This window comes from Sutcliffiella cohnii (assembly GCF_002250055.1).
GTDB classification, from domain to species: Bacteria; Bacillota; Bacilli; order Bacillales; family Bacillaceae_I; genus Sutcliffiella; species Sutcliffiella cohnii.
On sequence record NZ_CP018866.1, the window covers coordinates 1,195,444 to 1,220,750 of the forward strand.

Annotated in this window: 24 protein-coding genes and 1 riboswitch; of the genes, 18 read left to right on the plus strand and 6 right to left on the minus strand. The window is 35.3% G+C overall.

The annotated features are described in order from the left end of the window. Positions 1 to 124: 124 nt before the first annotated feature. The 7 genes from gltC to BC6307_RS05785 all read left to right on the plus strand — a co-directional run bounded on the left by gltC (position 125) and on the right by BC6307_RS05785 (position 5,892). On the plus strand, positions 125 to 1,030 hold the full coding sequence (gene gltC, locus BC6307_RS05755; protein WP_066418778.1) for a glutamate biosynthesis transcriptional regulator GltC: 906 nt from the start codon (positions 125 to 127) through the stop codon (positions 1,028 to 1,030). A gap of 309 nt (positions 1,031 to 1,339) precedes the next feature. Then, positions 1,340 to 2,803 carry a transposase gene (locus tag BC6307_RS05760; protein WP_244905124.1) on the plus strand — a complete coding sequence of 488 codons (1,464 nt, stop codon included), beginning with the start codon at positions 1,340 to 1,342 and terminating at the stop codon, positions 2,801 to 2,803. A gap of 197 nt (positions 2,804 to 3,000) precedes the next feature. After that, entirely contained in the window at positions 3,001 to 3,522 is a 522-nt protein-coding gene (locus BC6307_RS05765; RefSeq protein ID WP_066410849.1) for a sigma-70 family RNA polymerase sigma factor, read from the plus strand. Further along, positions 3,515 to 4,399, plus strand: a complete 885-nt coding sequence (locus BC6307_RS05770; RefSeq protein ID WP_066410847.1) for an LCP family glycopolymer transferase — start codon at positions 3,515 to 3,517, stop codon at positions 4,397 to 4,399. The genes BC6307_RS05765 and BC6307_RS05770 overlap by 8 nt, the downstream gene beginning before the upstream one ends. Before the next feature lie 249 nt (positions 4,400 to 4,648). Further along, on the plus strand, positions 4,649 to 5,053 hold the full coding sequence (locus tag BC6307_RS05775) for a GNAT family N-acetyltransferase (protein WP_066410845.1): 405 nt from the start codon (positions 4,649 to 4,651) through the stop codon (positions 5,051 to 5,053). A gap of 115 nt (positions 5,054 to 5,168) precedes the next feature. Further along, a complete protein-coding gene (locus BC6307_RS05780) occupies positions 5,169 to 5,426 on the plus strand; it encodes a hypothetical protein (protein WP_066410844.1) in 258 nt (85 codons plus the stop codon). A gap of 25 nt (positions 5,427 to 5,451) precedes the next feature. Continuing rightward, positions 5,452 to 5,892, plus strand: coding sequence for a hypothetical protein (locus tag BC6307_RS05785; protein WP_066410842.1), 441 nt, complete (start codon positions 5,452 to 5,454; stop codon positions 5,890 to 5,892). 49 nt (positions 5,893 to 5,941) lie between these two features. On the opposite strand, the gene BC6307_RS05790 is transcribed toward BC6307_RS05785, so the two are convergent. Then, positions 5,942 to 7,048, minus strand: coding sequence for a 5-methyltetrahydropteroyltriglutamate--homocysteine S-methyltransferase (locus tag BC6307_RS05790; protein WP_066410840.1), 1,107 nt, complete (start codon positions 7,046 to 7,048; stop codon positions 5,942 to 5,944). Positions 7,049 to 7,178: 130 nt separating this feature from the next. After that, a riboswitch (SAM riboswitch) is annotated at positions 7,179 to 7,280 on the minus strand. 207 nt (positions 7,281 to 7,487) lie between these two features. Between BC6307_RS05790 and BC6307_RS05795 the strand changes: the two genes are divergently transcribed. After that, complete coding sequence (locus BC6307_RS05795) at positions 7,488 to 8,396, plus strand: AEC family transporter (protein WP_066410838.1); 909 nt, start codon at positions 7,488 to 7,490, stop codon at positions 8,394 to 8,396. 149 nt (positions 8,397 to 8,545) lie between these two features. On the opposite strand, the gene BC6307_RS05800 is transcribed toward BC6307_RS05795, so the two are convergent. Continuing rightward, a complete protein-coding gene (locus BC6307_RS05800) occupies positions 8,546 to 9,247 on the minus strand; it encodes an endonuclease/exonuclease/phosphatase family protein (protein WP_235858026.1) in 702 nt (233 codons plus the stop codon). A 212-nt stretch (positions 9,248 to 9,459) separates the two neighbouring features. Here BC6307_RS05800 and BC6307_RS05805 point away from each other — a divergent pair, with 212 nt between their 5' ends. The 5 genes from BC6307_RS05805 to BC6307_RS05825 all read left to right on the plus strand — a co-directional run bounded on the left by BC6307_RS05805 (position 9,460) and on the right by BC6307_RS05825 (position 13,079). After that, positions 9,460 to 10,956, plus strand: a complete 1,497-nt coding sequence (locus BC6307_RS05805) for a DUF1538 domain-containing protein (RefSeq protein WP_066410835.1) — start codon at positions 9,460 to 9,462, stop codon at positions 10,954 to 10,956. After that, on the plus strand, positions 10,946 to 11,611 hold the full coding sequence (locus BC6307_RS05810) for a P-II family nitrogen regulator (protein ID WP_066410833.1): 666 nt from the start codon (positions 10,946 to 10,948) through the stop codon (positions 11,609 to 11,611). Before BC6307_RS05805 ends, BC6307_RS05810 begins: the two co-directional genes overlap by 11 nt. Positions 11,612 to 11,627: 16 nt before the next feature. Then, the gene (locus tag BC6307_RS05815; protein WP_066410831.1) at positions 11,628 to 12,278 is read left to right on the plus strand and encodes a YdeI/OmpD-associated family protein; all 651 of its coding nucleotides are present in this window, start codon (positions 11,628 to 11,630) and stop codon (positions 12,276 to 12,278) included. A gap of 178 nt (positions 12,279 to 12,456) precedes the next feature. Beyond that, complete coding sequence (locus BC6307_RS05820) at positions 12,457 to 12,663, plus strand: helix-turn-helix transcriptional regulator (RefSeq protein WP_066410830.1); 207 nt, start codon at positions 12,457 to 12,459, stop codon at positions 12,661 to 12,663. A gap of 5 nt (positions 12,664 to 12,668) precedes the next feature. Beyond that, a complete protein-coding gene (locus BC6307_RS05825; protein ID WP_066410828.1) occupies positions 12,669 to 13,079 on the plus strand; it encodes a hypothetical protein in 411 nt (136 codons plus the stop codon). Positions 13,080 to 13,108: 29 nt separating this feature from the next. Here the strand turns inward: BC6307_RS05825 and BC6307_RS05830 are convergent, their stop codons facing one another. Further along, a complete protein-coding gene (locus tag BC6307_RS05830; RefSeq protein WP_066410826.1) occupies positions 13,109 to 13,972 on the minus strand; it encodes an alpha/beta fold hydrolase in 864 nt (287 codons plus the stop codon). An 89-nt stretch (positions 13,973 to 14,061) separates the two neighbouring features. Next, entirely contained in the window at positions 14,062 to 15,279 is a 1,218-nt protein-coding gene (locus BC6307_RS05835; protein ID WP_066410824.1) for a helix-turn-helix domain-containing protein, read from the minus strand. Between the two features lie 127 nt (positions 15,280 to 15,406). Here BC6307_RS05835 and BC6307_RS05840 point away from each other — a divergent pair, with 127 nt between their 5' ends. The 4 genes from BC6307_RS05840 to BC6307_RS05855 all read left to right on the plus strand — a co-directional run bounded on the left by BC6307_RS05840 (position 15,407) and on the right by BC6307_RS05855 (position 20,708). Continuing rightward, positions 15,407 to 16,717 (plus strand): MFS transporter, encoded by a 1,311-nt coding sequence (locus tag BC6307_RS05840; protein ID WP_066410823.1) that lies wholly within the window; start codon positions 15,407 to 15,409, stop codon positions 16,715 to 16,717. Between the two features lie 157 nt (positions 16,718 to 16,874). Next, the gene (locus tag BC6307_RS05845; protein ID WP_066410821.1) at positions 16,875 to 18,299 is read left to right on the plus strand and encodes a serine hydrolase domain-containing protein; all 1,425 of its coding nucleotides are present in this window, start codon (positions 16,875 to 16,877) and stop codon (positions 18,297 to 18,299) included. 53 nt (positions 18,300 to 18,352) lie between these two features. Then, the gene (locus BC6307_RS05850; RefSeq protein ID WP_066410819.1) at positions 18,353 to 19,057 is read left to right on the plus strand and encodes a hypothetical protein; all 705 of its coding nucleotides are present in this window, start codon (positions 18,353 to 18,355) and stop codon (positions 19,055 to 19,057) included. A 322-nt stretch (positions 19,058 to 19,379) separates the two neighbouring features. Next, on the plus strand, positions 19,380 to 20,708 hold the full coding sequence (locus tag BC6307_RS05855; protein ID WP_066410817.1) for a CitMHS family transporter: 1,329 nt from the start codon (positions 19,380 to 19,382) through the stop codon (positions 20,706 to 20,708). A 63-nt stretch (positions 20,709 to 20,771) separates the two neighbouring features. Here the strand turns inward: BC6307_RS05855 and BC6307_RS05860 are convergent, their stop codons facing one another. After that, on the minus strand, positions 20,772 to 21,476 hold the full coding sequence (locus BC6307_RS05860) for a response regulator (RefSeq protein WP_066410815.1): 705 nt from the start codon (positions 21,474 to 21,476) through the stop codon (positions 20,772 to 20,774). Further along, positions 21,469 to 23,127, minus strand: coding sequence for an ATP-binding protein (locus tag BC6307_RS05865; protein ID WP_084380067.1), 1,659 nt, complete (start codon positions 23,125 to 23,127; stop codon positions 21,469 to 21,471). Before BC6307_RS05865 ends, BC6307_RS05860 begins: the two co-directional genes overlap by 8 nt. Positions 23,128 to 23,376: 249 nt before the next feature. On the opposite strand from BC6307_RS05865, the gene BC6307_RS05870 reads away from it, so the two are divergent. After that, entirely contained in the window at positions 23,377 to 25,206 is a 1,830-nt protein-coding gene (locus BC6307_RS05870; protein ID WP_066410812.1) for a putative bifunctional diguanylate cyclase/phosphodiesterase, read from the plus strand. Positions 25,207 to 25,307 lie beyond the last annotated feature (101 nt).

Here is a 25,307-nt window from a genome sequence, read left to right on the forward strand (position 1 = left end):
TATGAGGTTATTATTTATCAGATATTATAAAATATTTTATAATTATTTAAATAATCGAATCAATATCAAGAAACGATAATATTAATGCGTTTTTTGCATAAGTGGATATTTAGGGGGAGAAAAGGTGGACTTTAGACAGATACGGTACTTTATGGAAGTAGCAGTAAGAGAACATATGACAGAAGCAGCAGACGCTTTACATGTCGCACAATCTTCCGTCAGTAGGCAAATTGTAAACTTAGAAAGTGAATTAGGAGTAGACTTGTTTATACGCGAAGGAAGAAGGGTTCGATTAACACCGATAGGGAAAATATTTTTTGAACGAATGAAACATGCAATGAATGTAATGGATGATGCGAAAAGGGAAGTAGAAGAATATTTAGATCCGGAAAAAGGTACAATCCGCATTGCATTCCCAGTCAGCTTAGCTGCGAATACATTACCAACCGTTATATATGCCTTCCGTCAACGATACCCAGAAGCGAAATTCCAATTAAAACAAGGGTTATATCGTGAACTAATCGATGGTGTAGTGAAAGGCGATTTTAACCTTGCGCTACTTGGCCCTGTCCCACAAGAAGAGAAAAAGATAAATAGAAAAATATTATTTACAGAAAACGTTGTTGCACTTTTGCCGATTAACCACCCATTAGCTAAAAAGAAGTCGATTACATTATGGGAGTTGGCAGAAGAACCGTTCGTCCTTTTACCAGAAGGCTTCGTATTTCGTGATATCGTCGTTAACGCCTGTCAAAACCTTGGCTTTACACCAAAAGTTGCGTTCGAAGGAGATGACATCGATGCTCTAAAAGGATTAGTCTCAGCTGGCCTCGGGGTTACCCTAATGCCAGAAGAAACGCTAGTCGATAGTTTACCCCGCTCAGCGGTGAAAATTCCATTAGTCGAACCAAATGTCACACGAACTGTCGGAGTCATCACCCCAAAAGACCGCGTCCTCCTTCCGACTGAGAAGCTATTCTACAACTTTCTTCAAGAATTCTTTATGCGACTAGGGGATTTTAGAAATTAGGGAGTTTTAGACTTTTCAATAAAATGCGGAAGTGCGTCAATAAATTTTCCAACTGCGTCAAAAAGTCGTGTAAGTGCCGCCATACACTTCCCATTTAAAAACAATTGAAACATTTTTAACGTCACATTCGTCGAACAAATACTTAAACAAAAAGAAGGGGGGATTACAGAACTTCCAGAACGGGAAAGCCCACTCCTTTAGGTGTGGGATGAAAGTGATGTCGAACAAGGTATGTATTCAGACATATTAATTGTTCGATTTTTTTATTGAGAACATACGTTCTTGTATGGTAAAATATATCTATAGGAGGTGAGTGCGTTGGCTAAATCTAAAACTCCAAGCTATGTTCTAACGTTAAGAATAAGAACTGAAATCCATCAAGAGCATAAATTATCTAAGCGATTCGAGTTATCCAGGGGCATGTATAATGCGTGCTTACGAGAACTGCTTAAAAGATATACAGCTTTAAAACAATCAAAAAAATATAGAGTTGTTTGTAAGATGGGGAAGGGCAAAAAGCGAAATAAGCTATTTTCCAATTTGAATAAGGAGTTTGGATTAGTCGAGTATTCGCTTCATGAGTTTGTGAAACCGATGCAACATGAATTTAAAAAGAATATAGATGCATTTACCAGTCAAAAAATTGCCACAAGAGCTTTCAGAGCTTTTGAAAAATTAATGTACAAACAAGGTAAGAAAGTACATTTCAAGAAGTACGGTGAAATGAATTCCATCGAAGGGAAGTCTAATTCAACAGGTATTAGATACAAGAATGGCAATATATTTTGGAACGGTCTAGTTCTTAGAACAATCGTTAAAAAGAAAGACGTCTATGCCCACCTTGCTCTAAAAGACAAAATTAAATTTGTTAGAATTAAAAGAGAGTGGATTAAGAATAAATATGTATACTATGCTCAATTAGTGCTCGAAGGCACGCCGCCGAAAAAGTACAATTCCAATGGGATGAAAGATAATAGTTCTACTCAGAAAAGAGTAGGTATTGATATAGGGACTTCTACTGTGGCAGTCTGTTCTGAAACAAAAGTTATGCTGACGGAGCTTGCGCCTAGTGTTATAGACTTAGATAAACAGATAAGGATTATCCAAAGAAGTATGGACAGAAGTAAAAGAGCGAACAATCCATTAAAATATAAAAAAGACGGCACGATTGATACTAGCAATAAAGACAAATGGCTGTTTTCAAAACGATATATGAGAAAAAAGAGCCAATTAAAAGAGTTGCAGAGGCTAAATAGAGCCAAAAGAAAACAGGATCACGAGATGCTAGCTAACTCCATCCTTGCTTTGGGTGACGTAATATTTGTCGAAAACATGAGTTTTAAGGGACTTCAAAGAAGAGCGAAAGAAACAACGGTGAATGAGAAAGGCAAATTCAATAAAAAGAAAAGATTCGGGAGAACGATCAGCAATCGAGCACCTGCGATGTTGTTAAGGATTATAGAACGAAAACTTAAATACAAAGGCATAAGATTAAATAAAGTAAACACAACGCTTATAAAAGCAAGTCAATATAATCATTTCACTAATACATATGAAAAGAAAAAATTGCACGAAAGATGGAATAACTTTGGGTTCTGTAAAATACAGCGAGATTTATATTCAGCTTTTCTATTAATGAACTGCAAGGAAAGCTTGGATGAAATAGATAGAGATCTGTGTGAACAACACTTCCATAAATTTAGAAAAATGCACGACTTAGAAATAACAAGGTTAAAAAAGAAAGAAAAAAACCCCACTAGCATGGGTGTATAATATTTTAATTTCGGTTTAGATACGAGCCGAAACGACCGCTAATAGGAACAGAGGTTTCTTTGGTTGTAAAAGTCTAATTGAACATATATGAGTTCCTTTGTGTTGTAACTAGAAGACTTAATATTCTTTCGGTGAGAGCATTGGAGAAGTATATAAGTAAATTAGAACCCCACTCTTTTAGGTGTGGGAGTATCAGGTTGGATAATAGTGAAAAGGATTCTTTATTGGAAACAATGATGATTACATATGGTGACCAGTTAACTAGACTAGCTTATTCCTATGTGAGAGATAAAGAGATTGCTAAAGATTTAGTTCAAGATGTTTTTATTAAAAGCTACATTAATTGGGAAAAGTTTAGACATGAGTCTAGTGTCAAAACATGGTTGTATCGGATAACGATAAATACTGCGAAAGATTATTTAAAAAGTTGGAGCTATAGAAAATTAAAAGTTTCGGAACTTTATCAATTCAATACTAAAAGTAACGCATCATCGGAAGACGAAGCACTACACAATTGGGAAAAGAATAACGTAAAACATACTGTTTTTGACCTATCCACTAAATATAGAGAAGTTATCTTTTTGTATTATTATGAGGAGTTTACGATAAAAGAAATATCGGAATTAATGAACATACCAATGAGTACAGTCAAAACAAGATTGGGAAGAGGGAAGTCGAAACTTAAAGAAAAATTAGAAAGGGCTGAGATCGTTGGATAATAAAGAAAAAGAGTATTTGTTTCCCGAATTCGATGATTTGACCTTTGATGCTACCGATAGGGAAAAAGTGTTTCGTAGAATTAAAAACGAAACATCCAAAAATAAGGTGAAAAAGCTCTTTAAATCGTTTAGTGCTTTATTTATCACCTCGATCACCGGGATTGTAGCAGTGTTAATATTTATTCTATTTTCCTCGTCAACTATTTTCAATAATAATGAAGAAATACATAATGTTGCACAGATAGGGGAGCATGAAAACCCAAGAACGGAATTATTAATAATTAGGCGAGAAGAACATGAGCGGGCGGATTTACAATTGTTATTTTCGTATATTCCTAGTGAAAATAACTTGAAAATTTTATCCATTCATCGAGATTTGTACGTACCAATTATAGATGAAACTGGTCAGGAAAGAATGAAAGGAAAGGCTCTCGATACTACTATTTTCGAGTCGAAAGCGGCAGAGAAGTCTTTTTCTAAGTTCTTCGGAATGCAAATCGATTCTTATCATGAACTAACAGAAGAAAGATTTGTACAACTTTTAAATAGTTTGGGCGGCATTTCTCTAACGACTACGACCGAAACGTTAAGCGGAGAAGAAGTTTTGAGTCAATTATTAGCTAGGTATGATTCTGCCCGACATACTTTTGAACATAGAGAAAAACAGCATAATGAATTATTAGTAGCTATAATAGAAGATTTAATAAATAAAAACATTACTCAAATTTTCCCTGAAATCGATACAAGCAAAGATTTGAAGATAGATGCAATAGAGATGGGAGAGTTAGTGGAGTTTTCTACTGTTAAAGGGATTGTATATTATATGGTAGACGAAGAAGGTATCGAAAAAGTTAGAACAGAGCTAGGTGTAAAATAGATGCCAACTGAGAAATAGAATAAAAAATGCCACTTCAGTGATAGCAAGTGGCTTTTGTTATTTTAATTATTTTCTATATATAATAGAAGGAACTAGTAACGTAAAAAATCCCAGGTAACAAGGAAGGGTTTTTACCAAACTAATAGAATAAGTTATATAGTCTTTTCTGTTTGGAGGTTTTCTTTTGTTACTTTACAATTGATCTTTATCTTTTATTATTACCAAAATAAAAGATAAGGGGACTATATGATGGAATTTAAAACGACGATAGATGGTATTACAATCGAGATGCTTGAAGGCTTTTTTGTAGGTTGGCCTCAGCCGCCGAGCCAACAAACACACTTAACTTTACAAAAAAATAGTGATAAAGTTGTCCTAGCTCTTGATGAAGAAACTAATAAAGTAGTAGGTTTCATTACAGCTATTAGTGATGGAATCCTTTCCGCCTATATACCGTTCCTTGAAGTATTACCAGCTTACCAAAACCGAGGAATCGGTGGGGAGTTAGTTCAACGGATGTTAACAGAATTAGACGACATTTATATGATTGACTTAATGTGTGATGAGGAGCTCCAACCGTACTATGAAAAATTAGGCTTGATGAAGTCAGTCGGGATGATTAGGCGGAATTATTCTAAGCAATCTGGAATATAGTTTAAGCGGACAGAGGAGGTAAAACTTCTCTGTTTTTCTTTCATGTGTATAGGGTGGGGAGCAATGATATTGCAAGTAAGAGATATCAAAATGAGAGTATAGAGAGGTATTTAATATGAAACTATCAAAGTTACTTTATTTAATCGTTTTTCTAATTTATATATATATAATTCTCGGAGTTGTTGAACCGTTAGTAGGAAATAAGTGGATTACATATTCAATTTTTGCAGTTGGACTTTTTCTGCTTAGTTTTATAATAGATAAAGCAGAAGTACATGTGAAAGCACTTCAAAAACGTATCGACCCGCAATTAAGTGTACTTATTGTGTTTGGAATTTTTGGTACGCTATTTGTTATTCAATTATTAAGCTAATGTTAGAGTAGGAGCTGGATTTAGTTTGATTAAATTAGAGTTTAATGGTTGGAAAATAGAAGTGGATATTGCTCAAACGAAAAGTTTTTATGAAAAATACCATCTTATAACAGAAGATTGTAGTTGTCATTATTGTGCTAATTATTTACTTGCATGTGATACTTTCTCTTTGAATATAATGGGGCTTTTTCAATCATTAGGGATAGATCCTAAAAAAGAAGGCGAAGTGTTTCAACATTTTCAACAGGAGGATGGCTTACATTTTTATGGTGGCTTTTATCATATAGTAGGCAACATATTGGAACGGTCAATTGGAGAAGGACAAGTTATCGACGCAATTGATGGCATTTTATTCAGCTTTACGGAAGATTGTTCACTTGTACCAAATAAGTTTACGACACCAACTATACAAATGGAATTTGAAATGAAAATCCCTTGGTTATTAAAAGAAGATTATCGTAAATAAAAAGCTCTAACCCACTACTAGTCGGTCAGAGCTTTTCCAAATGGAATTATTAACCCCAGATTTCTTTTGAAATATCTACAATGTACTTCAGTTTAGCCCATTGTTCTTCTTCTGTTAAAATATTACCGTGATGAGTAGAAGCAAAACCACATTGTGGGCTAATGCAAAGTTGCTCTAGTGGTACAAATTTCGTTGCTTCTTCCACGCGTGCTTTAATATTTTCTTTATCTTCTAATGTACCGTGTTTAGAAGTGAATACCCCTAAAACTACTTGAGGGCCGCCATTCGGAATGTGCTCTAAAGGTTGGAAATCTCCAGAACGGTCATCGTCATATTCTAAGAAAAAGCCGTTTACTTTTTCTTTTGCGAATAATGTTGGTGCAATTTTTGCGTAGCTACCTTCAAATGCCCAAGTAGAGCGGTAGTTACCACGACATAGGTGAGTAGTAACAATAAGGTCCTCTGGTTTGTCTTCTAAGACGCCGTTAGCTACACGCAAAGCTAACGCAATTAATTCTTCGCGGGAATAGCCACTATCATTAAATGGAATTTCTGGTGCGTTTAGTCCAGCAATGTAAACATCATCTAATTGTAAATAACGACAACCTGCATCGTAAAAGGCTTTAATTGCATCGCGGTATGCTTGGATGATATCATTTGCATACTCCTCAATGTCCGGATAAATGTCCAAGTTACGGATACCAGCGTTGAATAATTGATTTGGACTCGGTATTGTTTGTTTTGCAACCGCACGATCTCCAACAATTTCTTTAAACTCAATAAAATCTTTCACATGTGGATGATCTGGATTAAAAGAAATTTTTCCAACGACACGTACATCGTATCTTTCTGTTTCCACATCTTTAAATTTAAATCCATGGTCTGGCACATAGCCTTCTACACCGTTCAAATGCTCTAGAAAATCAGTATGCCAAAATCTACGACGAAACTCTCCATCTGTTACAGCTTGAAGACCAACTTCGATTTGCTTATCTACAACCTTTTTTATTTCTTCTGTTTCAATTTCACGAAGTTGTTGGGAAGTAATAGTCCCTTCTTGAAAATCCTTTCTTGCTTTATGAATGCTCTCTGGACGTAATAAACTACCTACGTGATCTGCACGAAATGGCGCACTAATTAATGTTTTTGTTGTCATAAGTTAACTCTCCCTTTAAAAGTTTTATAGTTTCTCTAATCAATAGTGAGGTTTAATAGAGCTTAAAATAAAAACCCCTCTTCTCAAAAATAAGAAGAGGGGTGAAAGAACAATATTAAACCGCCGGCTCTTCTTATCTTCTAGCATTACGCTACTGGAATTGGCACAGTACTATTTAAAGTCCGCTGCCGAGGTATCATAGGGCCAGTCCCTCCACCTCTCTAGATAAGAGAAAATTGAAAATATTAAGTTTATGGAATTCACTATACATGGAAATAAAAAGGTTGTCAACATTTTACTGTAAAAATATATTGCGGAATTTTCGACAAACATCCGTCATTTGGAAAAAAGGTTGACATGAAAGCCGTTTCATAACTTACAATGGAACGAGTGTCAAAATACTTTTCTACAATAAAGATATAGAGGAGCTTATGTAGTAATGAATCAGGAGTTTTTTTACATTATTGCAATCATCGCGCTCGGTTACGTATTAAAGCGCTTAAAAGTGATAGAAGAAAAAGAAGGACAAGTTATTGCAAAAATTATTTTTAGAATAACACTTCCTGCCTTAGTTATCGTTACGTTCAACTCGGTTAAAATAGAACCAACGTTAATGATACTGCCAGTTATCGTCCTATTATATGGGTTACTATTAACACCACTAGGATTACTCGTTTTCAAAAATGAAGAGCGAGAATTAAAAGGATCATTTATGATGATGGCTTCCGGGTTAAATGTTGGTTTGTTTGCCTTTCCCCTTGTTTTTGCCATTTGGGGAATGAATGGACTAACGTATTTTAGTATGTTTGATGTCGGAACGTCGTTAATGGTCTTTGGAATTGCTTTTATTTTAGGTAGCTATTTTTCAAAAGAAGGATTAAGCTTAAACCCAATTGAAATTTTAAAACGACTAGGCACCTCAATACCGTTAATGACGTATATTATTGCTAGTACGTTAAACTTTATTAACATCCAACTACCGACAATGGTTATTGATGTGGCAAGTACCATATCAGCAGCTAATGTGCCGTTGTCATTATTGTTGCTAGGAATCTATTTGAATTTTAAAATCGAAAAACAATTCATAAAGCCATTGATAAAATTTCTATCCTTCAAATATGGGACAGGCCTACTTGTAGGACTATCGCTATTTTACTTACTTCCATATGATGACATGTTTCGTTACACGTTATTGATTGGATTTTTGCTACCGGTTGCGACATCTTCGCTTGCGTTTGCAGTAGAATTCAAATACAGCACGGAAGCTACTAGATTAATAGCAACAACAGCAAACATAACGATTATTATAAGTATCGTCATGCTTTATTTTTTTGCTAATTATATATAATAAAATGTTAGACTCGATGGACATGTATCGGGTCTATTTTTATTTGTGTGTTATATTAGAAATAAATTGATATTCACCAATAAACACAAATTAATGCTAACAATCTTTATTTTTACAACCTTCAAAAAGTCTTCCCACTCTAGTACCCTTCACAAAACATCCATTTCCGCAACAAAAGGTAAATGATCCGAAGCTAGCACATTAAATGTATAAGCTGCTGCATGAATTACTTTAATTCCATCACTAACAAATATGTAATCTAGTTTCACTTTCGGCCTTTTAGAAGGAAACGTATAATCTAAACCATCGCTACTTTTAGCGTCTACTAAATGCTGTGTCACTTCGGAATAACTTTTGGAAGACGGTCTCATATTCCAATCGCCCATAAGGATAGTAGGTTGATCAGTTTCCCTTACTTTACTCAACACAAATCTTGCTTGTTGCTGGTGCAAAAAAGGGGCGAAGCTTAAGTGGGTAACAAAGCATGATATCACTTTTCCGTTTATATTTACATGAACCTCTAATAAACCTCTATTTTCCATAAAACTTGGTAAAAAGTCGAATGGATGGTTACAGCTACTTTCAATTGGAAATCGGGTTAAAAGTGCATTTCCGTATTGTCGAGTTCGATTTTTAGTTTTGATATGTATCGTTGGACCGAATACATAGTTCATCTGTAAATTTTCTGCCAGCCATAGTGCTTGGTCTACATATTTACTACGAAAGGAAAACTCTTTATCCACCTCGTTGAGTGCAATTATTTCTGCCCTAGAACTTTTTATAACATCTTTTATTCTACGTAAATCTAATTTTCCGTCGATTCCTCTACCGTGGTGTATGTTAAATGTCATAACGTTCACTTGTAAGTTTCACCTACTCACCTTAACTTTCTTATCCAAAGTATTTAATAAAATAAGGAGGGACATACGTGTTTTCCAAAAAACTATTATTTTTTTAAAAATTCACATAACGATAATAATGTTTTATGAGATAATAAAAAAAATAAAAGAACGGGCTCTTCCATAAATAAGAGGAACTTATTTCAGAAAGGAATGACTGCTATTTGAATGTAATTGTCCATAAATTTAAAGAAGTATTATATGCAGTTTTACCTATTACGTTTATCGTCTTACTATTAAACTTCACGCTAGCTCCACTTGACAACATTTCCATGTTTATTCGATTTATAATCGGTTCTATTTTCATCATCGTTGGATTATCTATCTTTTTGTTTGGGGTAGACATCGGCATTACACCTATTGGGCAATTAATGGGAAAAACGATTGCTAAATCTAATAAAGTATGGATTGTCCTAATAGCTGGGTTGTTGTTAGGCTTCTTCATTTCCATTGCGGAGCCAGACTTACATATTCTTGCTGGGCAAGTAGATTTTGTTACATCAGGTGTAATCTCCAAATCATTAATTGTCGTAGTAGTTTCGATTGGGATTGGCGCTCTCATTGCGTTGGGATTAGTTAGGATTGTATTTAACATCCCGCTATACAAAATATTAACAGTTTTATATTTTATTATTTTAGTTCTCGCTATATATACTTCACCAGAATTTTTAGCAATCTCGTTTGATGCGTCGGGAGCAACTACAGGTGCATTGACTGTTCCATTTATTTTAGCACTTGCTCTAGGGATATCCTCGATGAAAAAAGATAGTAAAGCGTCCGAGAAAGATAGCTTCGGTCTTGTTGCAATTGCTTCTACAGGAGCGATAATTGCTGTTTTACTTATGAATATCATATCAAAAACAGAAGAAATAACTGGAGGAATTGAAGCGCAAGCGGAAGGTACACTGTCCGTCATTGGTCCTTTTTTGCACGAATTTCCTAAGATTACGAAAGAAATAATTATAGCCCTTTTACCTATTTTAATTATTTTCCTTGTATTCCAGAAAATATCCTTTAAAATGTCAAGGAAAGCAGTTCGAAAAATTGTCGTAGGACTTGTATTTACGTTTATCGGACTTGTATTATTTTTAGTTGGTGTCAATGCAGGCTTCATGGATGTTGGTAGGGAAATTGGATATTCTATCGCATCGTTAGACAGGAAAGCATACCTTATTATCGTAGCGTTCGTTCTCGGTCTTGTAACAATACTTGCCGAACCAGCAGTACATGTTTTGACTCATCAAATTGAAGATGTTACGAGTGGATACGTAAGAAGAAACGTTGTGATGTTTTCCCTTTGTATCGGTGTAGGTCTTGCGGTTGCTTTGTCTATACTAAGAATACTTATTCCAGAACTACAATTATGGCATTACTTATTGCCAGGCTACATTATTGCGATCGCCTTAACCTATATTGTTCCTAAACTGTTTGTAGGGATTGCGTTTGATTCTGGTGGGGTTGCCTCTGGACCGATGACAGCTACATTTATACTAGCATTCGTACAAGGTGCAGCAGAAGCAATTGAAGGTGCTAATGTTTTAGTAGATGCATTTGGAATGATTGCGATGGTAGCTTTGACCCCTCTCATTACACTGCAAATTGTAGGACTCATATTTAAAATGAAATCAAAGAAAGTAGGTTTGGAAAAAGATGTCCAGTAACTCTGAAATGATCGCATACGAACAAGTTTGTATTATTGTTGACTTCGGAAAAGGAAGTAAAATTATGCAAACTGCAAAAAAACACGGTATTTCAGGAGGAACTATTCTTGTAGGGAAAGGGACAGTAAAAAACCGCCTCTTGGAAATGTTAGGGATAAATGATATCCGAAAAGAAATTATTATACTAGTTTCCGATAAAAGTACTGTTCATCATGCGATTGAACAACTCGATAAACAATTTAAATTTTCAAAGCCAAACCACGGGATCGTTTTTACAACATCGATTTACCGAGTATTAGGAGCAAAATGTATGAAAGAAACAATAAATGAAGAAAGTGGTGTGAATAATACGATGTATCACGCTATTACGGTTATTGTAGAAAAAGGAAATGCGGAGCTTGTTATCGACGCTGCCAATGAAGCAGGATCAAAAGGTGGTACCATTATTAACGCAAGAGGCTCCGGTATCCATGAAACAAGTAAACTCTTTTCCATGACGATTGAGCCAGAAAAAGAGTTAGTATTAATCTTATCTGAAAAAGAGAGCACGGAAAATATTATATCGTCCATTAGATCAAAGCTGAAAATAGATGAACCTGGAAACGGAATTATTTTCATTCAAGATGTAAATAAAACATACGGTTTGTACCAATGATGAAAAGGAGAGTGCGATGACAATTATTAATAAACTAAAACTAGACAAGTACGAAAACTTAGCAGTCGTTAATGAACCAAGTGATTATCATATTTTTGATGGTTACGATACGGCATTAATCGGAAATCATGATGCCATTTTTATTTTTATCGAAACAATCAATGACATGGTGGAACATACAGAGCGGGTTATTAATGAGCAGCAATTACGTGAAAAAGGATATTTATTTTTTGCTTATCCGAAAAAAGGAAACAAACGTTACGAAACGTTCGTTCATAGAGATGAAATTTTCCCTACATTAAAAGTAGGTGAAGATGGATATGTGGGAGATAGCGATGTGAAGTTCTCACGTATGGTAGCGATGGATGACGTATATACAGTTGTAGGATTAAAGAGAGAAAAGAAGAAAGCACAAAAATCGTCAGTTGCCAGTCAATGTGTAGCTGACTATGAGGATAATGTAAAGGACGTCGAAGCAATGCTTGCAGAGCATCCGAATGAACGAACTTTCTTCCTAGAGTTAACCCCCGGCTACAAACGAGATTGGGCTCGATACATATTTTCTGCAAAACAACAAAAAACACGCGAAAAACGCCAAGCACAAATGGTAGACATTTTATCACAAGGATATAAAACGGTTGATTTATACCGTATGAAAAAGAAATAGAAGTAAAAGTAAGGGACAGGTCTTATTTAGGACCTGTTCTTTTTTTTAGGTGAAGTTTTCTGATAAACCAATTGGACTATAAAATCAAAAAAGTGTAAAGATATCTTTACATCAAAAACTACATCATTTATACTGAGTGTAAAGATATCTTTACACTCGCCTAGATTGGAGGTTGCTTGTGAAAGTTATAAATCACATTAAAGAAATTCGAACAAGTAAGGAGATTACGCAAGTTCAAATGGCGGAAGATTTACAAATTACTCGACAAACAATTAATGCGATTGAAAAAAATAAATATAATCCGAGCTTGGAGCTGGCGTTAAAATTAGCAAAGTATTTTAATGTTCCGTTTGAGCAGCTATTTTATTTAGAAGAAGAGGAGTGAATCTGGTGGGCAAAAAGAAGCTATTATATATTACTTGGGCTGTTATTATCATTTGTATGTTAATCGGAGGGGGACTGGCAATTTATTTAATTGGAAAAGAAACTGGTGAATACCCATTGAACCTATTTCTACCAATGATTATCGGAGTTCTGGGTGGCTGTTTAGTATTTTTCGCTGGTCTTAAAATAAAGGAAAAACGAAACGGAAACGTACCAGACGTAGATGAGCGGACATTAAGAAACCTTCAAAAGTATTTTATGGTTGTTTTATATGTCGTACTGTTTGGAAGTGGAGCAGCATTAATTATCGCTTTTGCAAGTGGGGTCCAATATATCGAAACGGGTCTACTAATTGTATGTTTAATGGGTGTTTATTTAGTTGTAGGAGTAGGGGCGCTAGTTGCCAAAAAAATTTAAAACGGCTAATGACGATATAAAAAGGCACGCTAACGTGCCTTTTCCTCGATATTACTACCTAAAAACTGTCGGATTTCCTCCGTGACTAGTCTGTACTCTGAAAAAATAATACTAAAATGATTACTTCCTGGAACTTCTATGAACTTACTATTCTTCCACTTCGTTGCTAAATGCTGACCTGTTTCTTTTGATAATAAATAAGCGGTTGGATGATATAAACAATGCGGTGCGTAAAATAGAAGTGCAGGCACATGAATGTTATCATGATACTGATTAACGTTCGTACTGTATAAAGCTTCTATTTCTTTATCGATAATATCCTTTGTCGTTTTCGTGGACACAGTTCCATCTGGATGGTGATGTACATCCGCATAGAAATATTCATGAACGTACGAATTCCAAGGTTGGAAAAAAGGTTTCGAACGAAGCTCCTCCGTATACTCATTGAAATTGAGGTAAACACGGCCAAGTCTTTCAATAGAAGGTTGTAAGACTTCCGCTACTTCACGCTCTAAATCTTCTCCGCCATCAACTAATATTAATCTTTTTACTCGTTCAGGATATGTCGCTGTAAAACAGAGTGAAATGATTGCTCCGAGAGAATGTCCCATAACGATTGCATTTTCAATATCGAAGTGAGTTAAAACGTGCCGTATATCTTGCGCATGCTGTTGGATGTGGTATCCATCACTCGGCTTTTCGCTATCACCACGTCCACGCAAATCAACCGCTAAAACACGGTAAGTAGGAGACAGTTGTTCTGCAATTGCATCCCAAAACCGTGCATTAGCAGTAAGACCATGCACGCAAACAATCGGTTCCCCAATTCCACCGTAATCAACAACGTGAATTTGAACTCCTCCTGCATTTACTTTATGATTGGTAATTTTCATCTATACTCCTCCTTTAATAGTAGTTTATTAAAAGGAGGTAACAAAAGAGTTACAATGGCGGTAGCAAATCTTCTGGACTATTATTCAATTCAAAATTCTTTCTTAATCTTCTCTAAGGTCACTATGCTAAACCTCTTATACGCTGATTCAGGGAGTGTTTCAAATAGTTGAACACCTTTTTTGGCATAGGAGAGAGCAGCTTCGTTATTCCCCAATACGAGTTGTATTAAACCCTTAAATGATTCTAAAATATAAAACATAGCTAAATCATAAGGATGGTGGAGATACTCTGGTACCTTTACTTGTTCCAAAACTGCAAAAGCCTCATCGTACCGACCTAGGTAATATAGTGCTTTTCCTTTTTCGGCAGAGAGCCAAGTTTCATAATGTACCATTTTTTCTTCTAAATATTCCTCAATTAGCTCCAAAGCTTTCGTATATTGCTTTTCTTCTGAAATAAGCATCATCAAGTTGATTAGATGATAAAAGTGGATAGAAGGTTCATGGTCAGCGAATTCTCCGTACTTTTTTAACTTCATTAAATAATAGTTTTGTTTTTCTTTATTCCCGTCATCCATCGCATGGACAGCGGCAAGTCGATATAAATCATCAATTAAATAAAAAATCCTCTTTTCCTTTGATAAAGTAATGGCCCGTTCCATTACATTTAGTGCTGGTTCTGAATTGCCTACCGCAAAGTATAAAACGGATTCATGATAATCAAGCTCAAGTAGTGACAAAGGATCGATATAAAAATGTTGTTCTTCCACAGCTTTTCTTTCCTTTAAAAAAACGTCTAACGCTTCCTCGTAGCGGTGTTCAACAAACTTTATGGAAGAACGAAACACAGCAATTTTTGTTCGGCTGGAGGATACGTTTAGTTCATCAAAAATATCGGCAGCACGCTGGAGTAATGTTTGCCAACCGTCTATTTTTTCATAGTAAAGTGCATAGCTATACAGTTCTAACAATCGAGCAGACTCGTAACTCTTCGTAACTTTATCAATAAAAGGTTCGATGAGTTTTATTATTTTTTTATATTTATTTGGATCTTCCTCGTGATCAATGTTAATAAGTTGCTCGGCCTGGACCATGACATTTCTCAATTCGCTAGCGTTAGCATTTCCAAGTAACTCCGCAACTTCTACGTTCAACCGTTCTGCAATATACGCAAGACTTTCCATGGAAGGCTGGGCTTTATCATTTTCAATGAGACTTAACATTCCTTTTGTCAATTTTTCTCCAGCAAGTGCTTCAAGTGTCAATTTTTTTTGTTTTCGTAGCTTTCGAATGCGTTCACCTAGCATGTATTAAAGCACTCCTTTCGTAAATCGCCTATTTGTTTAATTATATTAAACTTTTGCTTGTAATGGAAGAACTATCCGTGTTATGATTTGTTTAATTAAATTAAACTTTTAAATGCGGGGTGCTATGATGGATGATAGCTTAAAGTTAAAAAAGGCAACTTACCATTTGTATACGTTTATGATTAGTAAAATGGTTTCGACGTTTGGAGCCCAAGTTTATACATTTGCCATTAGTTTTTATATATTACAACTAACGGGCTCGGCTACTAGTTTTGCAACTAATTTAATTTGTAACATTTTACCTCGAACGATTTTAAGCCCGTTTGCCGGAGCGATTACTGATCGATACTCAAAGAAAAAAATAGTCATCCTGTCACAGATTGCAACAACACTCACCATTATTATTCTTCTTGGAATTACACTAACATCTGGTCTTTCCTTAATTACCATTTATATAACAACAGCTATATTATCTTTAACTTCGATGTTTTCGGGAATTGCATTCACATCATCGATTACTAGTTTGATTGATCAAAATAGAATTCAAAAGGCGATGTCATTAAATCAAATGGCCATCTCATTTGCGGCTATTGGTAGTCCAGCAGTAGGTGGGATACTATACGGAACAGTTTCCATTCCTGTTTTTCTATTAATCTACATTGGGGCTTCGATTATTGCCGTTATTCTCGAGTCGACAATGAACTTTAAACTGTTCGCAACAGAAAAACAGCCAGTAGAGGGCGAGCAAAAAGAGTCAATGTGGCAAAGCATGAAAGCTGGAATAAGCTATTTAAAATTGCAACGAGTCATTATGATTATGATATGGATAGGGTTACTAGTGAACTTTTTATTCGGAGCATTCGAGGTAGGTTACTCGTATATTTTAATTGAAAAATTAAAAATGGAGTCGCAACATTTTGGGTTAACACAAGGAGCATTTTCGTTAGGGATGCTAGTAATGTCGATTTATTTTTCGATGAGAAAAGAAGTGCGCTTCCCTCTATTAGTTTCAAAACGAGGAATTATTGGTCTAGGATTAATTTTAGCTAGCATTACGGTACCACTTCTAATACCAATGAGTTACTTTGTTCAAGTCGGATTTTATATGCTAATCATGCTTGCTTTTGGTGGGATGATCATCGTCGTTAATACACCATTACAGGTGATGCTCCAAAAAACAATTGCAGACGAATATAAAGGGAGAGTATTTTCTATTCTGGAAACGATGTCTATGGCACTTATGCCTCTAGGGATGGTACTTTACGGCTTCCTTTATGACATTCTCCCAGCACATTGGGTTCTAATAGTTTCTGCAGCAATGCTCATTATTGTTATTCTTAGTATGGCAAGACCAACTGTCGTAAAGAAAGCACATCCAGAGTGGGAAGGGAAAGGCTTTTCTTTTGTAAAAAGCAAAGTGAAAAGTGTTTCGAGTTGAATTTATTTTGTATCGATTAGTTGTGAACCGAAGGACTAATATAGTGTTCTTCGTTTTTTTATATTAAATGTTCTCCGTTGATTGAAAATGGTAAAATAAATCATAATAGTCAAATTATTTGGTGAGAGTTTGCATCAATATTAAGGAGCTGGTCTGAATGAAAAGTCAAGTTGTAATGAATGAGTTTGAAACATTTGCAGAAAGGTTAGCGAAGAAGTATCAAATACCTGGAATAGCGATTGGATTAGCGCATAATGGAAAAGTCGTATATGAAAAAGGGTTCGGGCATCGTAATGTCGAAAAGGAGCTCCCTGTTACGATGGATACTGTATTTGGGATTGCGTCTGTTACAAAATCATTTACATGTATGGCAGTTATGATATTGCAGGAACAAGGAAAGCTTTCTGTTCATGACCCAGTTGTTAAATACTTACCAGAATTCTCAACAAAAACGGATGCAACGGACAAAATGACTATTCACCACTTTATGACCCATTCAGCAGGATTACCACCACTACCATCCCTTTTTTATGCGAAAAAAAGAAGCTTTGATCAAGATCCGTCTGTTAAAGATTACCCTGGGCTTTCATTCCCGGAGGATGACAACCAAGGTCCGATTGATACATATGAACAGTTAATGGACTTCATTGGTAGATTAGATATGGAACTAATAGGTGAACCAGGAACACAGTTCAGTTATTCCAACGACAGCTACGCATTGTTAGGCACCATTGTTCAACGAGTTAGTGGAAGCACGTTTGAGCAGTTTGTAAAAGAATATATTTTAGACCCATGTGGAATGGAACATACTTGTTTCGAAATTGATGAACTAGAAGACTATGACAATATCACCTCTCTTTATGCCGCTAGAAAAGTGGAAAACGGTTATGAAGTATACGAAGCTCCAGTTTGGTGGGAGTCACCTTCCATGAGAGGAGCTGGGGCATTAAAGTCTACAGTAAATGACATGCTAAAGTACGCTGAACTCATTCGCACGAAGGGGAAAGTTGGAAATAAACGAATCTTATCAGAAAAAAGCGTCGAACAAATGATTACACCTTATATTGAATGTTCTCCTGGTAGATATTACGGGTATGGTTTTATGATTACCCCTAATTATCATGGGTCGACGCTAGTCGAACATGGTGGGAACTTAAAAGCAGTGGCCTCCCAACTTTGTATCATCCCGGAAAAAGAAATAACTGGCATGATTTTAACGAACTTAGCTGGCGTTCCTGCAGTAACTATCATGGGAGGAGCATTAAACAGTTTAGAAGGAAGAGCGGTAGAAGCAACACCCTTTTCCACAACAAAATACGAGGTGGTACAGGAAGAATTAAGAGATTACCAGGGGACGTATACTTCAAACGAGGGAATGAGTATATCAATTAACGTAAAGAATGAAGGACTAGATTTCTCTACTCAAGGAACCTCTTTTCCAATCCAATGCGTAGGGAAAGACTTATTTTTAGCTATCGTAAAAGATCAAGTGGAGTTAATTCGCTTTGTTCGCGATGAAAGTGGAAACATTGAACGAGTTGCCTATCATATGCGTCAATTCCCGAAAAATGAAATTGGGTAAGGTAGAGTATCAAAATAAGGGTGCTATTTATAGAGAATGGGAGGGGGTACCGAATGAAAGTCTTACGTACAAATCTTATATACAACGAGCAAGTGCCGTGTTCAGACGGTACTTACGTAAATTTATACGAGCTAAATGTCACAGTTCAACTTCAGAAAGAAGAATTTTATTTCTTTTTTACCATAGATGAAGGAAGCACTAGTTGGGGACATTCATTATTAATAGACTCTCTTGGGAATGAGAGACCTGGACTTCTATCACCGCAACAATTTCAAACCATCTTCTCCGGCCCAAAAGTTACGAACCTTGTGAAACAGGTGGAGGAAAAGATGGGGATAAAAAGTACGCTAGTTTCCTTTCCTGAAGAACAATTTACTGGGTACGATTATGTTGCTTTTTACAACCTTTGCAAAAGTATTGCAAGAGATTTACGCGTAAAATCTCATATCATCACTTATGAAGAACTAGGTATATGTAGTTATCAGGCAGTTAAGCTTTCTCTCAGGGACGGGCCGATTTATATACTTTGTAACAACTATGACGTTGCGTTCACGAGAGAGCTAGAAGGCTATCCAATCAAATTCGTTGATGTTTCAATGCTAGCTCACTATTTTTCCTTACCATACAAAGTTTGTTCGGTAGAGGAGTTAAATCGTCCATTCGAGATAACTCGTCCACTGTCAGACTGGGAGCGATACAGTATCAATTATTGGAAGCCACAAACTCAAGGGGATTTTCTGTTTAATTATTGGGATTAAAGTTACTTGTAGCAACGACCATTGCATTCATAAATATTAAACATAAACTTTATTTTGACTGATTGTAAAAAATACAATCGGTCTTTTTTAGTTTGCAAAAGAAGAGAATAATAGAAAATTAGTTTAACTCGTTGTGAACAAAATGAACAAAATTACCAAAATGATTATTATACGCAGTATTTTCATAAACTCTTATTCAATTTTGTTATATGTTAACTTATTTATATAATTTTCAGAAACTTATGGTGAAGATTTTTGAAAGCGTTTCCTTTTAACTTATTAAAAAATCGGTATATTACTATTTTATGAGGGGAGAGTTTACATGCTAAGTATTATCGGATTTGCTACGATATTAACAATTGTGATCTTGCTACTGAAAGGGAGAATTTCACCAATTATTGGACTTGTATTAGTACCGATTATTGGAGCACTAATTGCAGGCTTTGGCATAGCTGAAATTGGTGGATTTTTTAGTGAGGGAATCGATAAGGTTATAAATGTTGTCATTATGTTTATCTTTGCGATACTCTTTTTTGGAATAATGCAAGATGCAGGACTTTTTGATCCAATTATCAATAAAATGATTGCGATTACAAGAGGTAATGTTGTCGCTGTTGCAGTAGGTACAGTTTTTATCGCTGCGATTGCTCATTTAGATGGTTCTGGTGCGTCAACTTTTCTAATAACGATCCCGGCATTACTACCTTTATATAAAAGATTAAAAATGAGTCCGTATTTATTATTACTATTAGTTGGAACGAGTGCTAGTATATTAAATATGCTTCCATGGGCAGGACCACTGGGGAGAACAGCTGCTGTGCTTGGTTTGGATCCTACAGAATTATGGAGACCGTTAATACCATTACAGATAATTGGACTCTTTCTTTTAACTTGTATGGCGTTAATATTGGGGATTAGAGAAAAACGACGTATCGCCTTACTCCGTGAAACTGAAAGTTCTCAAGATGAGGTAGCGGCAGCTCAAGAGTATGCAGAAAGTTCTTATCAGAAAGAAAAAGATATTTCCTTAGCTAGACCTAAGCTACTTTGGGTGAATTTATTATTAACATTAGGGATGATTGGTATGTTAGTGTGGGGAATTATTCCTGCCGGTTTCATCTTTATGATATTCTTAAGTATCGCCTTGCTTCTTAATTATCCAAAGGTAGACGATCAAATGGCACGAATAAAAGCACATGCACCTAATGCATTATTAATGGCGAGTATTATATTAGCTGCTGGATCTTTTTTAGGCATCTTAGGCGGTACGGGAATGCTTAATTCCATTGCAGTTGATATGGTGAGAATCTTGCCAGCCTTTATTGTCCCGTATTTGCACCTCATTATTGGGGCATTCGGTGTACCGTTTGAACTAATATTAAATACAGATGCTTATTATTTCGCCTTACTACCTGTAGTGGAACAAATAGTCGTCACTTATGGTGTTGAATCCGTTACAGCTGCCTACTCCATGATCATCGGTAACATTATTGGTACCTTTGTCAGTCCATTTTCACCAGCGCTTTGGTTAGCTCTTGGTCTAGCAGGTTGTGAAATGGGAAAACATATTCGCTACTCTATTTTTTGGGTATGGGGATTTAGTTTAGTATTAATGGTAGTAGCGATTGTACTTGGAATAATTGCTTTATAAAATCAAAAGGAAACCAAGTGATTAAATTACTCACTTGGTTTTTCTACTTCATAGACAAACTATTTAATTAATCCTGTACCTTCGTTCTGGTCTTCCTACATCCCCATAAATTAACTCGGCACTCACTTGCTTCAAAGAAACTAAATACTCCAAATATCTCCTTGCGGTAGAGCGACTTGCTCCGATACACGCACCAACCTCTGCGGCTGTATATCCATTGGTGTTATCGTCCTTTTCTATTAAAACTGCCAAAATCTTTTCTAAAGTGATAGGATCAATTCCTTTTGGAGGGCCGATTATTTTTTCCTTATCTTGACTAGAAATTGCTAATCCCCTTAAGAGATCTAGCTCTTCTTGAGAAATTTCTCTTTTACTTGAGAAAGTCAATTGTTTTTCTTTGTAGCGCTCCAATGTTTGTCTCAAACGTTCAGCATCTAGTGGCTTAATGATGTAGTCTAGTACACCGCTTCTAATGGTTTGTTGTATCGTATCCACTTCCTTGGCGGCAGTAATCATAATGATATCGATGCTTGGGTAATTTTGTTTAAGTTCCCACATTAAATCTAGTCCGTCAACATCAGGAATATAAACATCTAGTAAAATTAAATTAGGTATAATAATAGAGTTGTTTAGAAATGAAAGTGCATCTTTCTTTGTATTAGCTATGCCAGTTACATGAAAACCTTCAACTTTTTCTACAAGTTCCTTATTAATATTTGCGACACGAAAATCATCCTCAATGATGAGCACACCAAATGCGTTAGTCAAGATTATCTCCCCCAAACATATTTCCCCTTTGAGCTTTAGGAATGGCGATGATAAAGCAAGCACCACCTAAATCACTAGTTTCTAAAGATATGTTTCCATTTAATTCTTGTAAAATTTTGTGAATAAGAGCTAAACCAATTCCACGATGTAATCCGGATTTTGTGGAAAAACCTCTTTGGAATATATTTTGTGTGATTTCATGTGGAATCCCAGCACCACTATCTTCAATTTCGAAGATGATTTCGTTTCCGATGTCGGTGAAAAATATGCCAACTTCTTTTTTAGTATTATGTTCTAACACGGCATCGTAAGCATTATTTAACAAATTACCAATAGCGGTAATAACTCCTTCCCTCAATTTAAGGGAAAGTGTTGAGGTAAGTTGGCTGTTAGGATCAATGGAAAGTGTAATACCAAGTTCATGGGCTTGGTTTAATTTACCTAAAAGAATGGCACTTATATAAGGGTCCTCTACGTTATTGATAAAGAAATGAATCCATTCTTGCTGTTGTTTTGTTTCTTTGTTTATAAATGCTATTGCCTCGTCCTTTTTATCTAATTGCAATAAGCCTGAAATAGTATTTAATTTGTTCGAAAACTCATGTGTTTGAACCCGCAGAGCCTCGGAATATTGTTTAACTTTGGATAACTCCTCTGAAAGCTTTTCTATTTCGGTTTGATTTCGAAAAGTGTACACTGCTCCGATAACTTTTTTATCATAAAAAAGAGGGACGCTATTAATAATAAACCTATCATCCTTTATCCAAATTTCTTGATGATATTGACTTTTCCCTGTTTTTAATACTAGGTTAAGAGATTTGTTGGCTAATAAGTTAGTGATGCTTTTGCCAACGATGTACTCCGATTCACTCTGGAGTATTTTTCCCGCTTTTTGGTTATACATCGTAACCATTCCATCCTTGTCTACTGCAATAAGCGCTTCATGAATAGATTGAAAAATTGCCTCCCTTTCCCCATAAAGCTGTCCGATTTCTTCCGGTTCAAGACCTAAAATTGATTTTTTTACATGTAAGGAAATGAGGATTGCACCAATTATCCCAATTACTATACTTAAAATAAGCCAATACCAAATATCTGCTATATACATGCTGATTGACATATTAATATCTTCTATTAAGTAACCAACTGAAACAACACCAATAATATCACCTGTGCTTGATATAATTGGTGCTTTGCCACGTATGGACGGTCCGAGAGACCCAGTAGCCTTTGAAATATAGGATTCACCATCTAGTATTGCCCTTTCATTATCTTCACCGACCATAGTTTCCCCAATTCGATCTGGTAGGGGATGGGAATACCGTTCGCCTTCTATATTACCAACGACGATAAATTGCGAGTCAGTAGTTTTACGTATTCTCTCAACAATTGGCTGAATAACTTCTGAAGGATTCTCCTTGTTAAAAGCCGCTTTAACTTCTTGATTTTCAGAAATAATTTGAGCGATATGAAGGGCACGTATTCCAATTTGCTCTTCCATCGTTTGCGTATATTTATTGTTCGTATAAATGCCAAATAACATCAACACTAATATATTCAACAAGCAGATCAAAACAATTATTTTCACTAATAATGTTGGCCGTAGAGTTGGAAGTTTAAAGAAAGGAAACTCTCTGTTAATTTGTTTCATACAGTCGCTCACTTTCTTAATACTAATAATATAATCTACTATACACTAATTTTATTAATCAAAAAATAAGGCAATTATAAAAGAAGTAGTCGATAGAAAAGATGCCACCAGAAAAAAATTCACTGTACATAGAGCTTAAACCATCTGTTAACAATACAAAATATATGAAATTTAACTTTGTGCAAAATATTTTATTATACAAGCTTGTTTTAAATGGTACACTTTTAGCCTGCAAAAAGAGGTGAAAGATTGAACAGTGAATATTGGAAGCCTTCAGTTCGAATTATAGCTATTTATTTTATTATTAGTCTTATTTGGATTTTTGTTAGTGAGTTATTGTTGGACCAATATATCCACAAAAATGCCCATTTCCAAGCTCACTTTTTTTCAATATTGAAAGGATGCTTGTTTATTGTTGTTACGAGTTGGATTTTTTATAAATTGATCGACAGGGATTTTCGTTATATAAGGGAAAGTGAAGAGCGATACCGAAAATTAGTGGAAAATTCCGCTGAGGTAATTTTCGTTCACTTAGATGGAGTGATTGTTTACGTAAATCAAGCGGGAATTAATTTCATCGGGGCAAAAAATGCATCAGATATAATTGGAAAGCACCTATTAGATTTTGTTCCTTTAGAGGATTATGACTACACGATTAGTAGGATGAAAAAAGTGAAGGAGCTAGCAGAGCAAAGAATTCTTACCCCAAGTGGTCAAAAAATCCCAATAGAAACAATAGCTTTTAAAACTACTTTTCACGGCAAAGAGGCAATACAAGTTATTATGAGAGATATTACTGAACGAAAAATAGCTGCAGAACAAATTAATTATCTTGCCTATTATGACTCGATTACGACATTGCCAAACCGTAATGCACTAAATAAGTTTTTGCAAGAGGCTATTGAGAAAAGTGAAAGCTTTGCACTTATGCTCTTAGACTTAGATAGATTTAAATATATTAATGATAACTTAGGTCATGATGCGGGTGATATTTTATTAAAGCAGGTTTCAAAGCGATTAAAGGGATTTTTAGGAAATAAAGCATTTCTTTCTCGTTATGGAGGGGACGAGTTTGTTCTATTGCTAAAGGACATTGACGAGGAAAAAGTGAAAAGAGTAGCAAGTGGAATTATTGAAAAATTATCCTATCCGTTTATACTCGAAAAAAACGAATACTATATTACCTCTAGTATTGGTATCTGTATGTATCCTAGAGATGGTGAACATGCGGATGTATTATTAAAAAATACTGATACAGCAATGTATGCAGCAAAAGAAAGAGGAAGAAATGCCTATCGCTTCTTTGATGATAATATGGATGTTCAGTACAAAAAGAAATTGGAATTCGAACAAGGAATAAGAAGGGGATTAAAAAATGGTGAATTTCAACTATTTTATCAACCTCAGGTTAATTTAAGTACGGATAAAATAATTGGCTTAGAAGCTCTTATACGTTGGCAACATCCAACAAAAGGACTGATCCCCCCTAATGAATTCATCCCAATAGCGGAAGAAACAGGGCTAATTGTTGAACTTGGTGATTGGGTGTTAGAAACAGCGTGTAAGCAGCTGGAATTTTGGCAATTAAAGGGGTTACCTTCTATTCGTATAGCAGTTAACGTTTCAATACATCAATTCTTGAATGAAAACTTCGTAAATAGAGTTGATCACATATTGTATGAAACAGGTTTGCCCTCGAATTTGTTAGAATTGGAAATTACAGAAAATGTAATGCGCAATCACGAAAAAAGTATTGAAATAATGAAACGTTTAGGAATAGAAATTGCCCTTGATGATTTTGGAACTGGATATTCCTCCTTGAGTGTGTTGAAAAGTTTACCTATTGATAACCTTAAAATTGATAAATCTTTTATAGATGATATTTGTACAGAAGATGACCAAATTGTAAAATCTATTATTCAGATGGGGAAAAATTTGAATTTCACATTAGTTGCAGAAGGCATTGAAAATAAAGAGCAGCTACAATTGTTAAAGAAGTATAAATGTCATATTGGTCAAGGTTTTTGTTTTTGTAAACCATTACCTGCTGATGAAATAGAGAAATTTCTTAAAAAGTAAGAGATAATTTGGAATGAAGTTGATTATTAAGCTCTTTCTTAAAGTATGAGGAAAGGGATGGTTATTTCATTAGAGAGGAAAGCCCAAGGGCAATAATTTAA